Genomic DNA, 14322 nt, shown 5'->3' on the forward strand with positions numbered 1-14322 from the left:
TAGCGCTGTATCAACAAACTTTAAGTACTTATTAGACAAAACACAATCATCCCCTATGTGTTTTCTGTAGCAAGTAATACTCAGGGGATTTATTCTTTTTAAATTAATAGGTTAAAATAAAATTGAAAGTAGGTTTTCTACAGAGCCCCATTTTCAGTCAGGGAAGCAATTCATAAAAAAGATGCATTGGCAGCAAAGGATAAAGCCGAAATCTCTCTTCGAGAAAGTGAGGGGCGACTTACGCTTGCAATGGAGGTTTCAGAGCATGGTTTCTGGGATTGGGATATGGATTCCAATAATGCATATTTTAGTTCTGGGTGGTATTCCATGTTTGGTTATTCTCCGGATGAACTTCCAGGAACCTTCGAGGCATGGAAATCCCTCTTACATCCTGATGATAAGGACTTTGTGGTCTCAAAATTACTGGAGCAACTGAATAAATTGGAGGCTTTCCAGATGGATTTCAGGATGCAAGGGCGCTCTGGAAGGTGGGTTTGGGTGACAGGCCGTGGCAAACCATTTGAGGTAGATTGTGAAGGTGTTCCTCACAGGGCAATTGGAACATTTGTAGATATAACCAGCAGGAAGCTTGCTGAACAACAGATGTTACGTGCAAGAATAGCTGCAGAAGAAGCCAACCGTTATAAAAATGAGTTACTGGCAAACATAAGTCATGAACTGAAGACTCCTCTGAGTTCTGTGATCGGTTTTTCTGATGTGTTATTAGAAGGCTTATCAGGTAGTTTGAATCAGATTCAAAAGGACCATGTATCAACTATTTACAAAAACGGGAACCGATTGCTTGATCTTATTAACAAGATGTTGGACCTCTCCAGAATAGAGTCCGGGGAAATGGATTTGCATTTTCAGAGTTTCGATCCCGGTTACATTATACACGTAGTTCTCAGTAGAACAAGTTCAATGGCAGCCAAAAAGGATATTGTTATTAATACAATGATCGATCCTGATGTTGCATCTATAACCGCGGATGCCGATAAAATAACAGCTATACTGTACAACCTGGTGGAAAATTCCCTTAAATTCACTCATGAAGGGGGTACTATTTCAATAAATACCCGTAAGGTAGGCGACCGCTTTTATATATCTGTTTCAGATACTGGTATTGGAATAAAGGATGAAGATATGGATCGGATATTTGATCCATTTGTGCAGGTTGACGGTTCTGCAAGTCGCAAACAGGGAGGTGCAGGCTTGGGTCTGATGCTTGTAAGGGAATATGTGAAAATGCATAAAGGCGCAATACACGTTGAAAGTGAATATGGCAAAGGGAGCATATTCACGCTGGAATTACCTATTTATCCGCCTGCGTTATCATGGAACCTGTCACATGACACAAGTGTAAGGGATAAACTTTAGTCAAAGAAATAGTCGCTCCAGTCAACAGAACCCGGCGTGAATTCCTGTTCGAGTTCTTCAGTTTCCCCTCTTCGAAGTCCCTTTATTATTCTCCCGATATCTTTGGAGGTTCCTTCCACAGTTCCTCCTGTGGTATCGAGTTCAAAGACCTTCTCGCACCAGTCCACCGCTTCTGCCAGGATGATGTCCAAGGCTTCTGCTTCGAGATTTTCCTGTACTTTTTCAAATGAATACTTTCTTTTATTAAGTCTGTCTTTCAGTTTTTCAGGGGATGTCCTCAGCACAATAACTATATCGGCAATATGGTGAGAAAGGTGACTGTCAACTATGGTAACAGGATATGATTTGTCCTGAAGCTCCAGAACCCTGTCATACACCAGGTCCATATCAGCAACTACGCAGTCCCTTTCGGTATCCACCTCTGAGTAGAGCTTCTCTTCTTTGATGAGCTCGTTGAGATGGATCACCTGATAAAAAGGGTCCTTTTCAAGCAGTTTCGTTACCGAGGTTTTTCCTGTTCCTGGTGTCCCTGTGATACCGATAATCATAGCTAACAATAAGCCTGCAAACGCTTAATCCTTATGCACACCTTCGACTATCCTTAGGAAATTCCTGATGATCTTCACTCCTTCATCAGTAAGGATGGATTCGGGATGGAACTGCACGCCGTACACCGGATATTCCTTGTGTTCGACGGCCATGATGATGCCATCATCTGTCTTTGCGGTGACTTTCAGGTCATCGGCCAGTTCCTTAATGGCAAGAGAGTGGTATCGTCCACCTTTGAACTTGCCTTTGAGATTGGCAAAGAGGTAGGAGTTCTCGTGATTTATGTCAGATGTTTTGCCATGTATGGGTCCTCCATCTGCATGACCAATGGTCCCTCCATATGCGGTATTTATGGCCTGGTGCCCAAGACATACTCCAAGTACGGGAATCTTCTGTCCAAACTCCCTGATGATGTCAAGACATGTTCCGATATCCTCTGCTTTGTGAGGTGTACCGGGTCCTGGTGAAATAATAATTCCGTCCGGGTTCATTGCCTTAACCTCTTCAATGGTAATTGTGTTAGGGACGACCACAGTATCCGGCTCGAATATGGATACAAAATCTACAAGGTTCCAAACAAATGAATCTTTGTTGTCTATGAACAATATCTTCATTATTTGCCTCCTATTGCCTTTATCATTGCAGCCATTTTTCTTTCCGTTTCATTGTATTCGTATGTCGGGTCTGAGTCAGCCACGATGCCTGCTCCTGCCTGCACATAGGCTATATTATTCTTTATAAGCACTGTTCTTATGACGATTGCAAAGTCTGCATCCCCGTTCCATGAATAATATCCTACTCCCCCGCCGTATATCCCTCTGGACTCCGGTTCAAGGTCATCTATTATTTCCATTGCCCTTATTTTCGGGGCACCTGAAAGTGTTCCTGCAGGAAATATAGCTCTTGTGGAATCAAACTGATCGCATCCATCCCTGAGCTCTCCACTCACGGTACTTTCGATGTGTTGGAGGTGTGAATATTTTACAACGCTCATGAGGTCGTCAACCTTAACGGTGCCACCTTTTGAGACCATCCTGATATCATTACGTCCTAGGTCAACAAGCATTACATGCTCTGCGCGCTCTTTCTCATCCCTGAGCATTTCCTCTGCAAGTGCTTTGTCCTCTTCATCATCCTTTCCACGGGGACAGGTTCCTGCTATTGGATTTGAGATCACTTTTCTGTTGAAGACTGTCATGAGGGTTTCAGGACTTGCGCCCACGATGCCAATGTCCTTGAAATTGAAGATGTACATGTAAGGGCTTGGATTGATGTTCCTCAGTCTGATGTAAAGTTGCAGGGGTGTCTGCTTCATTTTAACAGTGTACCTGCGGGAGATCACCACCTGGAATATGTCACCGTCAATGATGTGCTGTTTTGACTTCCTGACTGCTTCCTCGTAAGCTGCCTGATCTACATTAGCAACAGGATTTTCTGAATCTGCAGCGGGGATGTCCTCACTGATGCTGATGACCGATGCCATCTGCAATGATCTCTCCATCAGAAGTGCCTCTGAGTATGCATGCTCATAAACAGCATCTATGTCACTGGTTTCTGTGACAAATGGAGTGATCACAATATAGGTTTCGTTGGTTATATGGTCAAAGACAAAGGTCTTTGTCATAATTGCAAAATGCATATCCGGTGTGTCAGCATCAGGCTTTTTATCAACATTTAACCAGGAATCGTAAACCAGGTCGTAACTGTTGTACCCGATGGCACCACCTAGGAAGGTCTGCCTGTCAAAACGCTTCTGGTTAAGGAGTGTTGTGTCGGTGCTTGTGGGATAGATTTTACGGAAAGCTGCAAGAGCATCATCTCCTTCACTGACCTTTAACCTGAACTTACCGCCAACAAGGGATTCAACGTCTCCGATGGACTTGAGCTTGTTATAGATATGTTTTGTAAGCTCGGAGTTCATCTGACATTCGATGGTCAGGTAACTGTCCTTAATGGATACTACCATTTCCGGTTCGGAACCTACAAATGAATATCTTGCATGTCTTTTTTCCTTCTCTACGGACTCCAGCAGATAGGAGTGTCCTGCATTCTGCAGGGTTGCATACAACTGCAGGGGCGTGCATATGCTATCCACTTTTGTCATAAGCTGCACGATTGCAGGCTTTTGTGAATTTTTAACAAGGGATATGATATCCTCTTTACTAAGATCAAAATCGACCATTGATACACCTGGCTTCTTCTATAAACCTGCATACTTTTGCAGGGTCTTTTTTTCCATTGCTCTCTACACCTGAGGCAGTATCCACGGCGAATGGTCTTACCTCTTTAACGGCATCTCTCACATTATCGGGCTTGAGCCCGCCAGCAAGTATGACAGAAGCTTTCGTATTCTCCACCACCTGCCTGCTTATGGACCAGTCATGCACCAGTCCTGTTCCTCCACTAGTGCCTGATTTCCCTGAGTCAAGAAGTATACCGTCTATCATGTCATTGTCAAGCAGTGCATCAAGCTCTGCCATCAGGTCTGCAGGTAGTTCTCTGCTTTCCACGGGTATGGTAAATGTCCTTATAATCTTCTGGTGTGTGCCGTTACGTATAATTTCTATTTCTTCTGCACTGAGGTCATTGTGAAGCTGTATGACATCCGGCTTTACCTTTTCTATAAGGTCCAGTGCATCCTGTCCGGTTGCTGGCATTATCACAAGCACTGAGTCCACAAAGAAGGGTACGGTCTTTACGAGTCCTGCTGCGGTCTGGGCATCCAGTTTCCTGGGTGTGTTCACCGGAACCTCGGTGATAAAACCAACAGCATCAGCTCCTAATCTCACTGCCAGTTCTATATCTTCAGCAGACTTCATTCCGCATATCTTCACTCTTGGAAGCTGCTTCATCTATAACCTCATGGATATTGTCATTGTCACTGAATTGCATCAGTTTCTGCATGGCCTTACCGCTGTCAATTATCTCTTCTACCATTGGTATTGCTTCTTTCACGGAGCCTGCCTTGCCTGCAACATAAAGTGCTGCGGCAGAGTTCATTACTACGATATCCCTCTTAGGTCCCTTTTCACCTTTGAGGATGTATATTATGTCAAGTGCATTCTCTTTAGGTGTACCACCTACAATATCAGTTGCATTTGCTCTCTTTATACCGAGCTCTTCCGGTGTCAGCGTGTAAGTGCTGATCTTTCCGTCCCTGAGTTCGGCAACATATGTTTCGGAGATGTTGGATATCTCATCCATACCGTCCCCGTGGACGACCATTGCTCTTTCAACTCCCAGTCTCTTCATTACCTGGGCAAACGGTTCGCAAAGTTTCTTGTCAAAAACACCAACTAGCTGTACTTTTGCATTTGCAGGATTTGTAAGGGGACCAAGTATGTTGAAAACAGTCCTGACTCCCATTTCTTGTCTAATGGGTCCAACTCTTTTCATTGCAGGATGGAAGATAGGGGCGAACATGAAACCAATTCCGTCCTTTTCAATTGAAGCCTTCACATCTTCGGGTGCTTTGTCGACCTTTATGCCGAGTTCCTTTAGCACATCAGCACTTCCTGATAGTGAGGTTATGGAACGGTTGCCGTGTTTTGCGACTGCCAGTCCTGATGCTGCAGTTACAATTGCCGATGCAGTTGAAACATTGATGGTATTATGCCTGTCACCGCCGGTGCCTACCACGTCAACAAGCACTTCTCCAACTTCCGGCGCTATTGTGTTGGCAGCTTTTTTCATCCCGGTGGCAAAACCTGCTATTTCTTCAGTAGTCTCTCCCTTCATCTTCAGGGCAATGAGGAGTCCAGCGATCTGTGCGTCAGTGGCCTCTGTGAATATCTTTGTGATAGCGTCTTCTGCTTCCTGTATTGTGAGGTTCTGCTTTTCACTTACTTTTTTTATGTATTCCTTCATGGTAGCACCATTTGCCGCAACAATGTATATTTATGTACAACAATGATTAAAGATGAGTTATTGTATTTAATACTTATGGTTTTGCGGGCTTTGTGTAAAAGGCATCCATTTCCATTCTGGGCGGTGTTTTTCAGAAAGCTCTGTTTAGGCACAACTATCAAAAAAAAAGGATGTTACTCTGTTGTATCATCTCTTCAATGCATCGACGATCTTAACCCATTTTCTTGTCATGATTACAGTTGTATCTGTCTGTTTGACGATTTTCTCCGGGAATACGCCAAGTAAGAAATTCTTAAGGAATGGACGGTTGGTAGCACCTATAAATACCGCATCATTTTTCCCGGCCTCCAAGGCAATTGTCCTTGTTATATTACTTGAGACCAGAAACTTCTGTGTGATCCTTGTTCCTTCAAATGTTTCTTCAATATCTTCGAAATGGGTCTGAGCATCCTCTTTAATATCGGGTGTACTTCCTACATGTAACATTGTTATCTCTGATCCTTCCTGTTCAGCAATATCATGTGCAAGCTCAGCAGCCAGAGTGGAATGAGGTCCGCCTGCGGTTGGTAACAATATCTTTTTGATATTGAGGTCCATATTCTTTCCCAATCGGACAATTGCAACATCGCATCTGGCTTTTAACAGTATCATGTCGATGGTGCTTCCAAGTATGAAGTCACTCCTGAATGTCCTGCCTCTCCATCCCATCAGCACAAGATCCGGTTTTTCTTCTTCGATGGTATCCATAATGTTCTCGGAGGCTTTCCTGCCTACTTTTACAATTCCGCCAGCAGGGACGTCAATCATTTCAACGAGTTTCCTTATAATGTCTCTTTGTTTTTCAATGGAATCGTCTGCTGCAGAAAGTGGTGTTGATTCCGGGAGAGTGATGACTTCCAGGAAGATTATGTGTGCATTTTTTGCCTTTGCAATAGAATTTGCCAGTCTGGCCAGTTTAGAAGCGGTTTCCATATTCTTAACGGGTACGAGTATTTTATAGCCCTCTGGTTCGATGGGTTTTTCCTCATAAACTTTTCTTTTGGATGGCAAACTCCTTTTTTTCAGTTCCTTTTCCGAATATGAATAGTAGATGAAAGATCCCATTATGGTCCACACAATAGTCACAGCCACGACGAATGATGCATGCTCTATTTCTGTGATCAGGTAGTATCCAATCGCTATCTGCGATATGATGGCAAGTATTGGCAGGTATGGTACAAGTGGCATTCTAAAAGCCCTTTTTATGTCCGGACGTCTGAGTCTTAGTATTATCAGCACAGAATTGACAACTATAAAAAGCATGATGAACATCACATCGGCAACTGCTGCCACTGCTTCTATGGGTACAAGCGCCATCAGAATTATAATTATGTAACTAAAGAAAATAGCGAAATGTGGAGTTCTGTTCTTTTCATTGATCCTTGAGAGGGATTCTGGCAGATATCCCATCCTTCCCAAGGCAAATGCTACTCTTGAGGATGAGTATACAGTTGCGTTCATAGCACTGAGGGTCGATACAAGTCCGCCGATAATTATCGCAACAGCACCGTATGGCATTATCTGATTAGCGACCCTTATCATGCTGAATTCTCCGAGTTGTCCCAGATATATCCAGCTTGGAACATTAGATTCAATACTTCCAAGAAGTGCAAAAGCCACAAGAATGTAGATGATCACAGCTACCCATAGTGAGATGATAACTGCACGGGGTATGTTTTTCTCCGGATCTTTTACTTCCTCACCGCTCTGCACGATTATTTCGTATCCCTCAAAAGCTATGAATGTGAACCCCATGGCAACCAGTACTCCCGTAATTCCATTGGGCATGAAAGAAGGGTTAAGGGTGTATGCAGTTATCCAGTCAGGTTGTGTCAGGGTTCTATATATTCCAAAGCCGGCGAATACAAGCAGGATGAGCATCTTGAAAAGGGTAATGAAGCCGCCGAATCTTCCGCTTTCTTTTGCACCAAGGTAATTGAGATAGGTTATCATGGACACGATAGCAACAGCCGATATTTTGATGGTTGTTGCCTGCGAAGTCTGATCAAAACCAATGAACATCACAAGGAATTCTGAGAAAAAAGCACCGAATGTCACCGCATAGAGTGCACAAGCGATGGTATGCGCTATCCAGTTGATCCATCCTGCAAAAAAGGCAAAGTGATTTCCAAGGGCTTCTTTTACCCAGATGATGCCGCCTCCTGCTTCAGGGAGGGCTGAACCAAGTTCTGCATATGCAAGTCCGGTAAATGTTGCGATGACACCATTGAGTAGAAATGCAAGAAGAACTGCCGGTCCTGCGATACCTGTGGCAAAACCGGTGAGCGCAAAGATGCCAGCGCCTATCATGCCAGCAATACCTATCATTGTAATATCAAATAGTGTCAGGTCTCGGCTGAGACTAACACGGATTTCATCCTGCTCCATTCAGGGAATCTTATATCTGCTTCTAAAAATAGTTTTTCATGAAATGATGTACAAGGCATACTCGGCATATCTGTTTGCACATATAATCTATAAATAAACAACAACAGGTAGATTTAATATGAATTGAAAAAAGCCAGAACGAAAGATTCTAAACTAAGATTAAAAAGAAAGCTGCAGTCAAGTACTGCAGTTCAAAAAAGCTGAAAATCATTTCTGATTTTCGATGAGTTCGTATATCTTCTTCATATCGAGGCAGCTTTCAATAACTTTTGCAAGTTCCTCATAGGCTTCCTCTTCTGTTGTGAATGTTTCAGGGTGGTACTCTATACCCTTCTTTTCAGTCAGGTAGATCATGAGTGCATGCCTGATGTTCTCATTCTCGAAAAGTCCGTGAAGGTATGTGCCCACCACAGTTCCACTTTCATCAATGCTGCCATCATCACCAAATACAGTCCTGAGTGTCTTTGTTTCGCCCATGTGTATCTCATAGCCCCAGATTTTGTCACCTTTGATATTCTTAAAGATGGGGCCGTCGGCAACTATATCTTTCTGTACCTGGACAGTCTTCTTCTTGTATTCTCCAAAAGATGTTTCGATATCAAGAAGCCCAAGACCTTCGTAGTCTGCCTCAACTCCGTTCTCTACGCCGGAATCGTGGATGACCTTCCCTAGCATCTGGTAGCCACCGCAAATACCGAAGATGGCTGCTTTTCCTTTGAGGTTGCGTATCTGGATGTCCATGCCGCTTTTCTGAAGGTCCAGCAGGTCACTGACAGTGTTTTTTGTGCCCGGGATCATTACACAATCCGGATTTCCAAGATTCTCATCAAGATCGACATACCTGACGTTCGCAATCCTCTCAAGTGGCTCGAAATCGGTAAAATTGGAAATTCTTGGAAGGCGTATGACTGCAATATCAATATCGTTGATATCCTCTTTTTCAACCCTTCCTTTCTTTTTCCTGATGGCCATTGAATCTTCGGAGGGTATATTGAGCTTGTAATATGGCAGAACTCCAAGAACAGGTACGCCTGTGAGGTCTTCAAGCTGCTTTAATCCGGGTTCGAGTATGGCAGGGTCACCCCTGAACTTGTTGATGACAAATCCTTTGAGATTCTTACTGACATCGTCAGGCAGCAGTTCCTTGGTTCCGTAAAGGCTTGCAAATACTCCTCCTGATTCGATATCTCCCACCAAAATAATAGGTGCACCGGTTATGCGCGCAGTTCCGATATTAACAATATCGCGGTCATAGAGGTTGATCTCAGCGGCTCCACCTGCACCTTCCATTACTATAAGGTCATATTCGGACTCAAGCCTTTGAAGAGCTCCCCTGAGAACATCATGCATTTCCTCAATAGAATCGTAATAGTTGCCTGCGGTTTTATCTGCATACGGTTCACCAAGTACGATAACCTGAGATGTCCTGTCTCCTTTGGGTTTGAGAAGTACCGGATTCATATCTGCTGTGGGTTCAACACCGGCAGCTTTGGCCTGTATTGCCTGTGCAATTCCGATTTCCTTTCCATCCTTTGTGATCCATGAGTTCAGGCTCATGTTCTGGGCCTTAAATGGTGCAACCTTATATTTTCTGGAAAGGATCTTGCATAGGCCCGTGACCATTATGCTCTTGCCTACATCAGATGCAGTACCCAATACCAGTAGTTTCTTAGCTTTTTTATTATTCTCCATTGCAACCGCCCTAAATATTTTTGAATTGCTATACTATTTCGTAATAATGCAACAGTTTTATGAAGGACAACTTATATCTACTTAACTCCAGTTTATCTTAGTTAAGGTGGAACATGACAGAACTTATGCACGTAAGTGGCGGTCCGACAAAACCGGAGATAATTGCAGTTGCCCTATCAAAACTTGATTTAGTGGATAATTGCAGATTTTTCGACATTGGTTGTGGAACGGGAGCCGTGTCTATAGAAGCTTCAAAAAGGGTACGTGATATTAGTATATGTGCCATTGATGCAAGGGAACAGGCAATTGATGTGACGAAGAAAAATTTCGAAGCATTTAAGATTACCAATGCCCAAGTGTTTTCCGGTGAATCGTCTGAGATCCTGGAAAAGCAGGATGTTGGTTCGATTGATTGTGCGTTCATAGGTGGCACAAAAAACATTTCCCGTGTGCTTGAAGTGCTTGCCGAGAAAAAGGCAAAGAGTATTGTGGTGAATGCGGTCAGGATTGAAACGGTCGTAAACGTAATAAATAAGATGAAAGAACTTGACTTATTCGATGAGGTACTGCATTTAATTGTTTCACGTGGTGTACCGATTACCGGTGAAACCATGTTCAAACCTGAAAATCCGGTATATGTTGTTGTCGGTAGATCAGGTAAGAATTAATTTTAATATTGTTGGTGATAAAAAATGCTTGTTGGAGTTGGACTTGGTCCGGGAGATCCGGAACTTCTCACGTTGAAAGCTGTTGAAAGCCTGAAAAATGCATACAAGGTATACGTTCCCGGTCCTATGGCTGCGGATCTGGTGGCACCTTATGCAGAATCAGAGATTCTGGAATTTCCCATGTTGACAGATTACGACGTGCTAAATGCCGTCTGGAAGAAAAATGCTGACATGCTTGCTGAGGAATCTAAGGATAACCTCGTAGTTTTCGGTCTTATTGGTGACCCTAATTTCTTCTCGACATTCACCCACTTAAAACGTGTGATGAAGAAATTTTATCCTGATGTGGAAACAGCAACAATCCCTGGAATCAGCTCGATAACTTCCTTTGCTGCACAGACAGGAGCAGAGGTTGATTCATCCTTTGAAGTAAGTGATGGCTCAGACAGCAAGTATAAGATCAGGTTGAAGGCAAGTAAACCGCTTAAGATAATCGATTCGTTTGAAAAGGAAGGTTTCAACAAATTCACATTCTGTGAACGTCTTTTTAGCGATAAGGAAGTCATTATTACAGAAAGAGAAAATATTCCTGAAAAAGGTAACTATTTCAGTATAATCTTCGCAGAAAAGGAATAGTCACAAGGAGAATCCATATGACAAACAAGAAAGTCTATTTTGTAGGGTCTGGCCCTGGAAATGCAAAATATATAACCGTAATGGGCAAAGAGCTTCTTGAAGGAGCAGACCTTGTAATATATGCAGGTTCCCTTGTGAACCCGGAAGTTGTCAATTACTGTAAAGGTGAGAAGATAGACAGTTACGGACTTACCCTTGATGAGACAACCAAACTCATAGTTGACAATCTTGAAGTAGGTAAGAAGGTAGTAAGGTTACACAGCGGTGACCCGTCACTCTACGGCTCCATTGTTGAGCAGTTCGAGGAACTGAAAAAGTTCGATGTAGATGTTGAGGTCATACCTGGTGTCTCCTCAGTATTTGCAACAGCAGCTGCATTGCAGACACAGCTCACACTGAATGATGTCTCTGAGACCCTTATCATCACACGTCCTGCAGGCAAGACACTTGAGAAAGACCAGATCAAGGAACTTTCAAGGCACGGTGCTACAATGGCCGTATTCTTGGGAACCCAGAAGATCGAGCAGATAATGGAGAAGGTGGAATATCCGGACGACACTCCTGTTGCAGTGGTCTTCCATGCATCATGGCCTGATCAGAAGATTATCAAGGGTACAGTTGCAGATATTGCTGGTAAGGTCAAGGAAGCAGGTATCATACGCTCTGCAATGATTCTTATCGGTGGAGTTGTAGAGCCTGTAGAATATGGTAATTTTGGGAGGTCTTACTTATACGGAGTGGCGCAAGAACCGCTGTCATAACCTTTGAGAGAAATCTTGAGGTTGCAGAGCGTCTGGCAGGACATCTGAATGCTGATGTCCTGATGTATGATAAGAGCATCTTCAAAAAGGCCTTCGAGGAGTACGATGTCATCGTGGCGGTATTTGCCACTGGTATTGTTGTGCGTGAGATTGCGCCCCTTATCGAGGACAAGTGGAAGGACCCTGCGGTCATTGTGGTCGATTCCAATATGAATTTCGCAATTCCTCTGCTTGGTGGCCATCATGGTGGCAATGAGGTTGTCAGGAAAATAGCTGAAATTGGTCCTGTACCTGTTGTCACAACGGCTACCGAGGTCCATAACAGGAACTCGGTTGAAGGTATTGCCAAGGCGTTGGGCTGTGATATCGTTAACAAACCATCTACGGTTCAGGTAAACTGTGCTCTGCTTGATGAGGATGTGGAGGTCCTTGAGATCAAAGGTCCAAAGATAGTCATTGTCGGGGATGATGTGTCGGTCCTTAAAAGGAATGAAGCAAAAGCTGAGGACAAATGATCATAGGTATTGGAGCCCGAAGGGGTATTGACAGTCAGGAAGCCATCGATGCAATCAATAATGCACTTGTGGAGGCAGGTAGAAGCATCGATGAAGTTGAAGGGCTGGCATCTGCAAAATTGAAAGAGAACGAGGCTGGTCTTCATGAGGCAGCAAAGATTCTTGGAATTAAAATCACGTTCATAGATCATGATGAATTAAATAACTATGATGCGCCGTCAGCTTCGCAGGCAAAACGCTTCGGGCTTACAGGTGTGGCAGAGCCTGCTGCACTGGCGTTGTCGGAAAAAAAGGAATTGATACTAAGGAAGAAGGTATATGGAAGGATCACAATCGCAATCGCAGAGTGAAGCAAAAGGAAAGCTTTACATTATTGGCATAGGCCCGGGTTCTGTAGAACAGCTGACTGTTAAGGCAAGAGATGTCATACTGACTTCTGATTATATTGTCGGAAACGGTACATATCTTGACCAAATGGCAAGTCTGCTGGACAAACAGGAGATCGTTCGCAGTGCCATGGGTAAAGAAGTCGACCGCTCAAGCAAGGCAGTGGAGCTTGCACAGGAACACGTTGTTTCCATGATAAGTGGTGGAGATGCAAACATTTATGGCATGGCAGGGCTCGTTCTTGAAGTTGCAGAACATGCCGGCCTTGATGTTGAGATCGAGGTTCTACCAGGTGTAACCGCTATCACTGCAGCGGCTAGTGTTCTTGGTGCACCTATTGTTAATGACATGTGTACCGTAAGTCTCAGCGACCTTCTGACTCCCTGGGAAGTCATTGAGAAAAGGCTGGATGCAGCAGCATCTGCTGATTTTGTGATGTCACTCTACAACCCGAAGAGCCGTCAGCGTAAATCCAACTTCTCAAAGGCAATCGAGATAATCAGAAAGCACAAGGATGATTCCGTACCTGTTGGTCTTGTGAAGAATGCCCTGAGGGATGAAGGTCAGGATTACATTGTTACTACCCTCGGTGAGGTCATGGAATACAATGACTGGGTGGATATGAGCACCACTATTCTTATTACAACAAACGATTCTCGCATATGGGATTCCCCATACGGCAAGAGAATAATAACTCCAAGGGGGTATCATAGGAAATATGACTACTGAATCCAAAAAAACAGACCCAAGCATTGAAGAACTTGTGGAAATGACCACCGAGATCGACCCTGAACTTGTTAATATCTGTACCGACCTTGGCTCACAAACCGATGAGGCAAAGGCAATTTACATGACCAGTCGTAATATTGCTAAAAAACTCGTTGGCGATGATACCATTGAGGACAAGGTAAGGCAACGCTGTGTAACCTCAACAGGTGACCCGGCAGTTGCAGATCTTATGCGTTTTGTCAATAATCCTATGAAAGCAGGTGTAGAAGCTATCAAAGCAGGTGCTCCTATTCTTGTTGATATCAACATGGTCAAAGCAGGAATTACCAAGAGAGGTCATAACTGTGAGATCATCTGTGTACTCGACAAGGACGAAGATGCAGAACTTGCTCGTAAGTATGGTATTACCAGAACTGCAGCAGGTTTCCTAAAATGCAAGGACATCCTTGAGGGTTCAATTGTTGCTATCGGCAATGCACCATCTGCTGCATTTGCCGTATGCAGGATGATCGAGCACGGCATCAAACCGGCAATCATTGTAGGCACACCCGTAGGCTTTGTCAATGCCGCAGAGTCAAAGGAAGTTGTCAGGAACGCACCAGTACCTTCTATCACATGTGTAGGCACACGTGGCGGAACTCCAATGGCTGTTGCCTGTGTTAATGAACTGGTTGCAATAGCAAATGATGATGAATGTGTAATTGACTAATACAT

The 14322-nt window shown here is 43.8% G+C and carries 15 protein-coding genes; 8 read left to right on the plus strand and 7 right to left on the minus strand.

The genetic code is table 11. The features are described 5' to 3' along the window. The first annotated feature begins 186 nt into the window (after positions 1-186). Positions 187-1377, plus strand: coding sequence for a PAS domain-containing sensor histidine kinase (locus tag QZZ23_RS03535; RefSeq protein ID WP_292466883.1), 1191 nt, complete (start codon positions 187-189; stop codon positions 1375-1377). Here the strand turns inward: QZZ23_RS03535 and QZZ23_RS03540 are convergent. The 7 genes from QZZ23_RS03540 to QZZ23_RS03570 form a co-directional block, all read right to left on the minus strand. Next, complete coding sequence (locus QZZ23_RS03540; protein WP_292467189.1) at positions 1374-1925, minus strand: adenylate kinase family protein; 552 nt, start codon at positions 1923-1925, stop codon at positions 1374-1376. The two genes, QZZ23_RS03535 and QZZ23_RS03540, sit on opposite strands and share 4 nt — an antisense overlap. Positions 1926-1949: 24 nt before the next feature. After that, positions 1950-2540, minus strand: a complete 591-nt coding sequence (locus QZZ23_RS03545; RefSeq protein WP_292466884.1) for an aminodeoxychorismate/anthranilate synthase component II — start codon at positions 2538-2540, stop codon at positions 1950-1952. Beyond that, on the minus strand, positions 2540-4108 hold the full coding sequence (gene trpE, locus QZZ23_RS03550; RefSeq protein WP_292466885.1) for an anthranilate synthase component I: 1569 nt from the start codon (positions 4106-4108) through the stop codon (positions 2540-2542). The genes QZZ23_RS03545 and trpE overlap by 1 nt, the downstream gene beginning before the upstream one ends. Next, the gene (locus QZZ23_RS03555) at positions 4095-4778 is read right to left on the minus strand and encodes a phosphoribosylanthranilate isomerase (protein WP_292466886.1); all 684 of its coding nucleotides are present in this window, start codon (positions 4776-4778) and stop codon (positions 4095-4097) included. Before QZZ23_RS03555 ends, trpE begins: the two co-directional genes overlap by 14 nt. Next, positions 4732-5793, minus strand: coding sequence for an anthranilate phosphoribosyltransferase (trpD, locus tag QZZ23_RS03560; protein ID WP_292466887.1), 1062 nt, complete (start codon positions 5791-5793; stop codon positions 4732-4734). The genes QZZ23_RS03555 and trpD overlap by 47 nt, the downstream gene beginning before the upstream one ends. Positions 5794-5979: 186 nt before the next feature. Further along, positions 5980-8220, minus strand: a complete 2241-nt coding sequence (locus QZZ23_RS03565) for an amino acid permease (RefSeq protein ID WP_292466888.1) — start codon at positions 8218-8220, stop codon at positions 5980-5982. A gap of 207 nt (positions 8221-8427) precedes the next feature. After that, positions 8428-9912: a cobyric acid synthase gene (locus tag QZZ23_RS03570; RefSeq protein WP_292466889.1), complete on the minus strand. Its 1485-nt coding sequence runs from the start codon at positions 9910-9912 to the stop codon at positions 8428-8430. Positions 9913-10025: 113 nt separating this feature from the next. Here QZZ23_RS03570 and cbiT point away from each other — a divergent pair, with 113 nt between their 5' ends. The 7 genes from cbiT to QZZ23_RS03605 all read left to right on the plus strand — a co-directional run bounded on the left by cbiT (position 10026) and on the right by QZZ23_RS03605 (position 14317). Next, entirely contained in the window at positions 10026-10580 is a 555-nt protein-coding gene (gene cbiT / locus QZZ23_RS03575; protein ID WP_292466890.1) for a precorrin-6Y C5,15-methyltransferase (decarboxylating) subunit CbiT, read from the plus strand. 24 nt (positions 10581-10604) lie between these two features. Beyond that, positions 10605-11216 carry a cobalt-factor II C(20)-methyltransferase gene (locus tag QZZ23_RS03580; protein ID WP_292466891.1) on the plus strand — a complete coding sequence of 204 codons (612 nt, stop codon included), beginning with the start codon at positions 10605-10607 and terminating at the stop codon, positions 11214-11216. Positions 11217-11233: 17 nt separating this feature from the next. Continuing rightward, positions 11234-11977 (plus strand): precorrin-4 C(11)-methyltransferase, encoded by a 744-nt coding sequence (gene cobM, locus QZZ23_RS03585; protein ID WP_292466892.1) that lies wholly within the window; start codon positions 11234-11236, stop codon positions 11975-11977. A gap of 62 nt (positions 11978-12039) precedes the next feature. Further along, complete coding sequence (locus QZZ23_RS03590; protein ID WP_292466893.1) at positions 12040-12492, plus strand: cobalamin biosynthesis protein CbiG; 453 nt, start codon at positions 12040-12042, stop codon at positions 12490-12492. Then, complete coding sequence (locus tag QZZ23_RS03595) at positions 12489-12842, plus strand: cobalamin biosynthesis protein (protein WP_292466894.1); 354 nt, start codon at positions 12489-12491, stop codon at positions 12840-12842. The genes QZZ23_RS03590 and QZZ23_RS03595 overlap by 4 nt, the downstream gene beginning before the upstream one ends. Then, complete coding sequence (gene cobJ / locus QZZ23_RS03600; RefSeq protein WP_292466895.1) at positions 12811-13608, plus strand: precorrin-3B C(17)-methyltransferase; 798 nt, start codon at positions 12811-12813, stop codon at positions 13606-13608. The genes QZZ23_RS03595 and cobJ overlap by 32 nt, the downstream gene beginning before the upstream one ends. Beyond that, on the plus strand, positions 13598-14317 hold the full coding sequence (locus tag QZZ23_RS03605) for a precorrin-8X methylmutase (RefSeq protein ID WP_292466896.1): 720 nt from the start codon (positions 13598-13600) through the stop codon (positions 14315-14317). Before cobJ ends, QZZ23_RS03605 begins: the two co-directional genes overlap by 11 nt. Positions 14318-14322 lie beyond the last annotated feature (5 nt).

The organism is Methanolobus sp., assembly GCF_016278385.1.
Taxonomy (GTDB): domain Archaea; phylum Halobacteriota; class Methanosarcinia; order Methanosarcinales; family Methanosarcinaceae; genus Methanolobus.

What these genes read in the sequence shown, in the direction of transcription:
- QZZ23_RS03580 (WP_292466891.1), top strand. Translation starts at nt 10,605, where the DNA reads ATGCTTGTTGGAGTTGGACTTGGTCCGGGAGATCCGGAACTTCTCACG.
- QZZ23_RS03540 (WP_292467189.1), bottom strand. Translation starts at nt 1,925, where the DNA reads ATGATTATCGGTATCACAGGGACACCAGGAACAGGAAAAACCTCGGTA.
- QZZ23_RS03555 (WP_292466886.1), bottom strand. Translation starts at nt 4,778, where the DNA reads ATGAAGCAGCTTCCAAGAGTGAAGATATGCGGAATGAAGTCTGCTGAA.
- QZZ23_RS03570 (WP_292466889.1), bottom strand. Translation starts at nt 9,912, where the DNA reads ATGGAGAATAATAAAAAAGCTAAGAAACTACTGGTATTGGGTACTGCA.
- QZZ23_RS03605 (WP_292466896.1), top strand. Translation starts at nt 13,598, where the DNA reads ATGACTACTGAATCCAAAAAAACAGACCCAAGCATTGAAGAACTTGTG.
- cbiT (WP_292466890.1), top strand. Translation starts at nt 10,026, where the DNA reads ATGACAGAACTTATGCACGTAAGTGGCGGTCCGACAAAACCGGAGATA.
- trpD (WP_292466887.1), bottom strand. Translation starts at nt 5,793, where the DNA reads ATGAAGGAATACATAAAAAAAGTAAGTGAAAAGCAGAACCTCACAATA.
- cobM (WP_292466892.1), top strand. Translation starts at nt 11,234, where the DNA reads ATGACAAACAAGAAAGTCTATTTTGTAGGGTCTGGCCCTGGAAATGCA.
- trpE (WP_292466885.1), bottom strand. Translation starts at nt 4,108, where the DNA reads ATGGTCGATTTTGATCTTAGTAAAGAGGATATCATATCCCTTGTTAAA.
- cobJ (WP_292466895.1), top strand. Translation starts at nt 12,811, where the DNA reads ATGGAAGGATCACAATCGCAATCGCAGAGTGAAGCAAAAGGAAAGCTT.
- QZZ23_RS03595 (WP_292466894.1), top strand. Translation starts at nt 12,489, where the DNA reads ATGATCATAGGTATTGGAGCCCGAAGGGGTATTGACAGTCAGGAAGCC.
- QZZ23_RS03545 (WP_292466884.1), bottom strand. Translation starts at nt 2,540, where the DNA reads ATGAAGATATTGTTCATAGACAACAAAGATTCATTTGTTTGGAACCTT.
- QZZ23_RS03565 (WP_292466888.1), bottom strand. Translation starts at nt 8,220, where the DNA reads ATGGAGCAGGATGAAATCCGTGTTAGTCTCAGCCGAGACCTGACACTA.
- QZZ23_RS03590 (WP_292466893.1), top strand. Translation starts at nt 12,040, where the DNA reads ATGTATGATAAGAGCATCTTCAAAAAGGCCTTCGAGGAGTACGATGTC.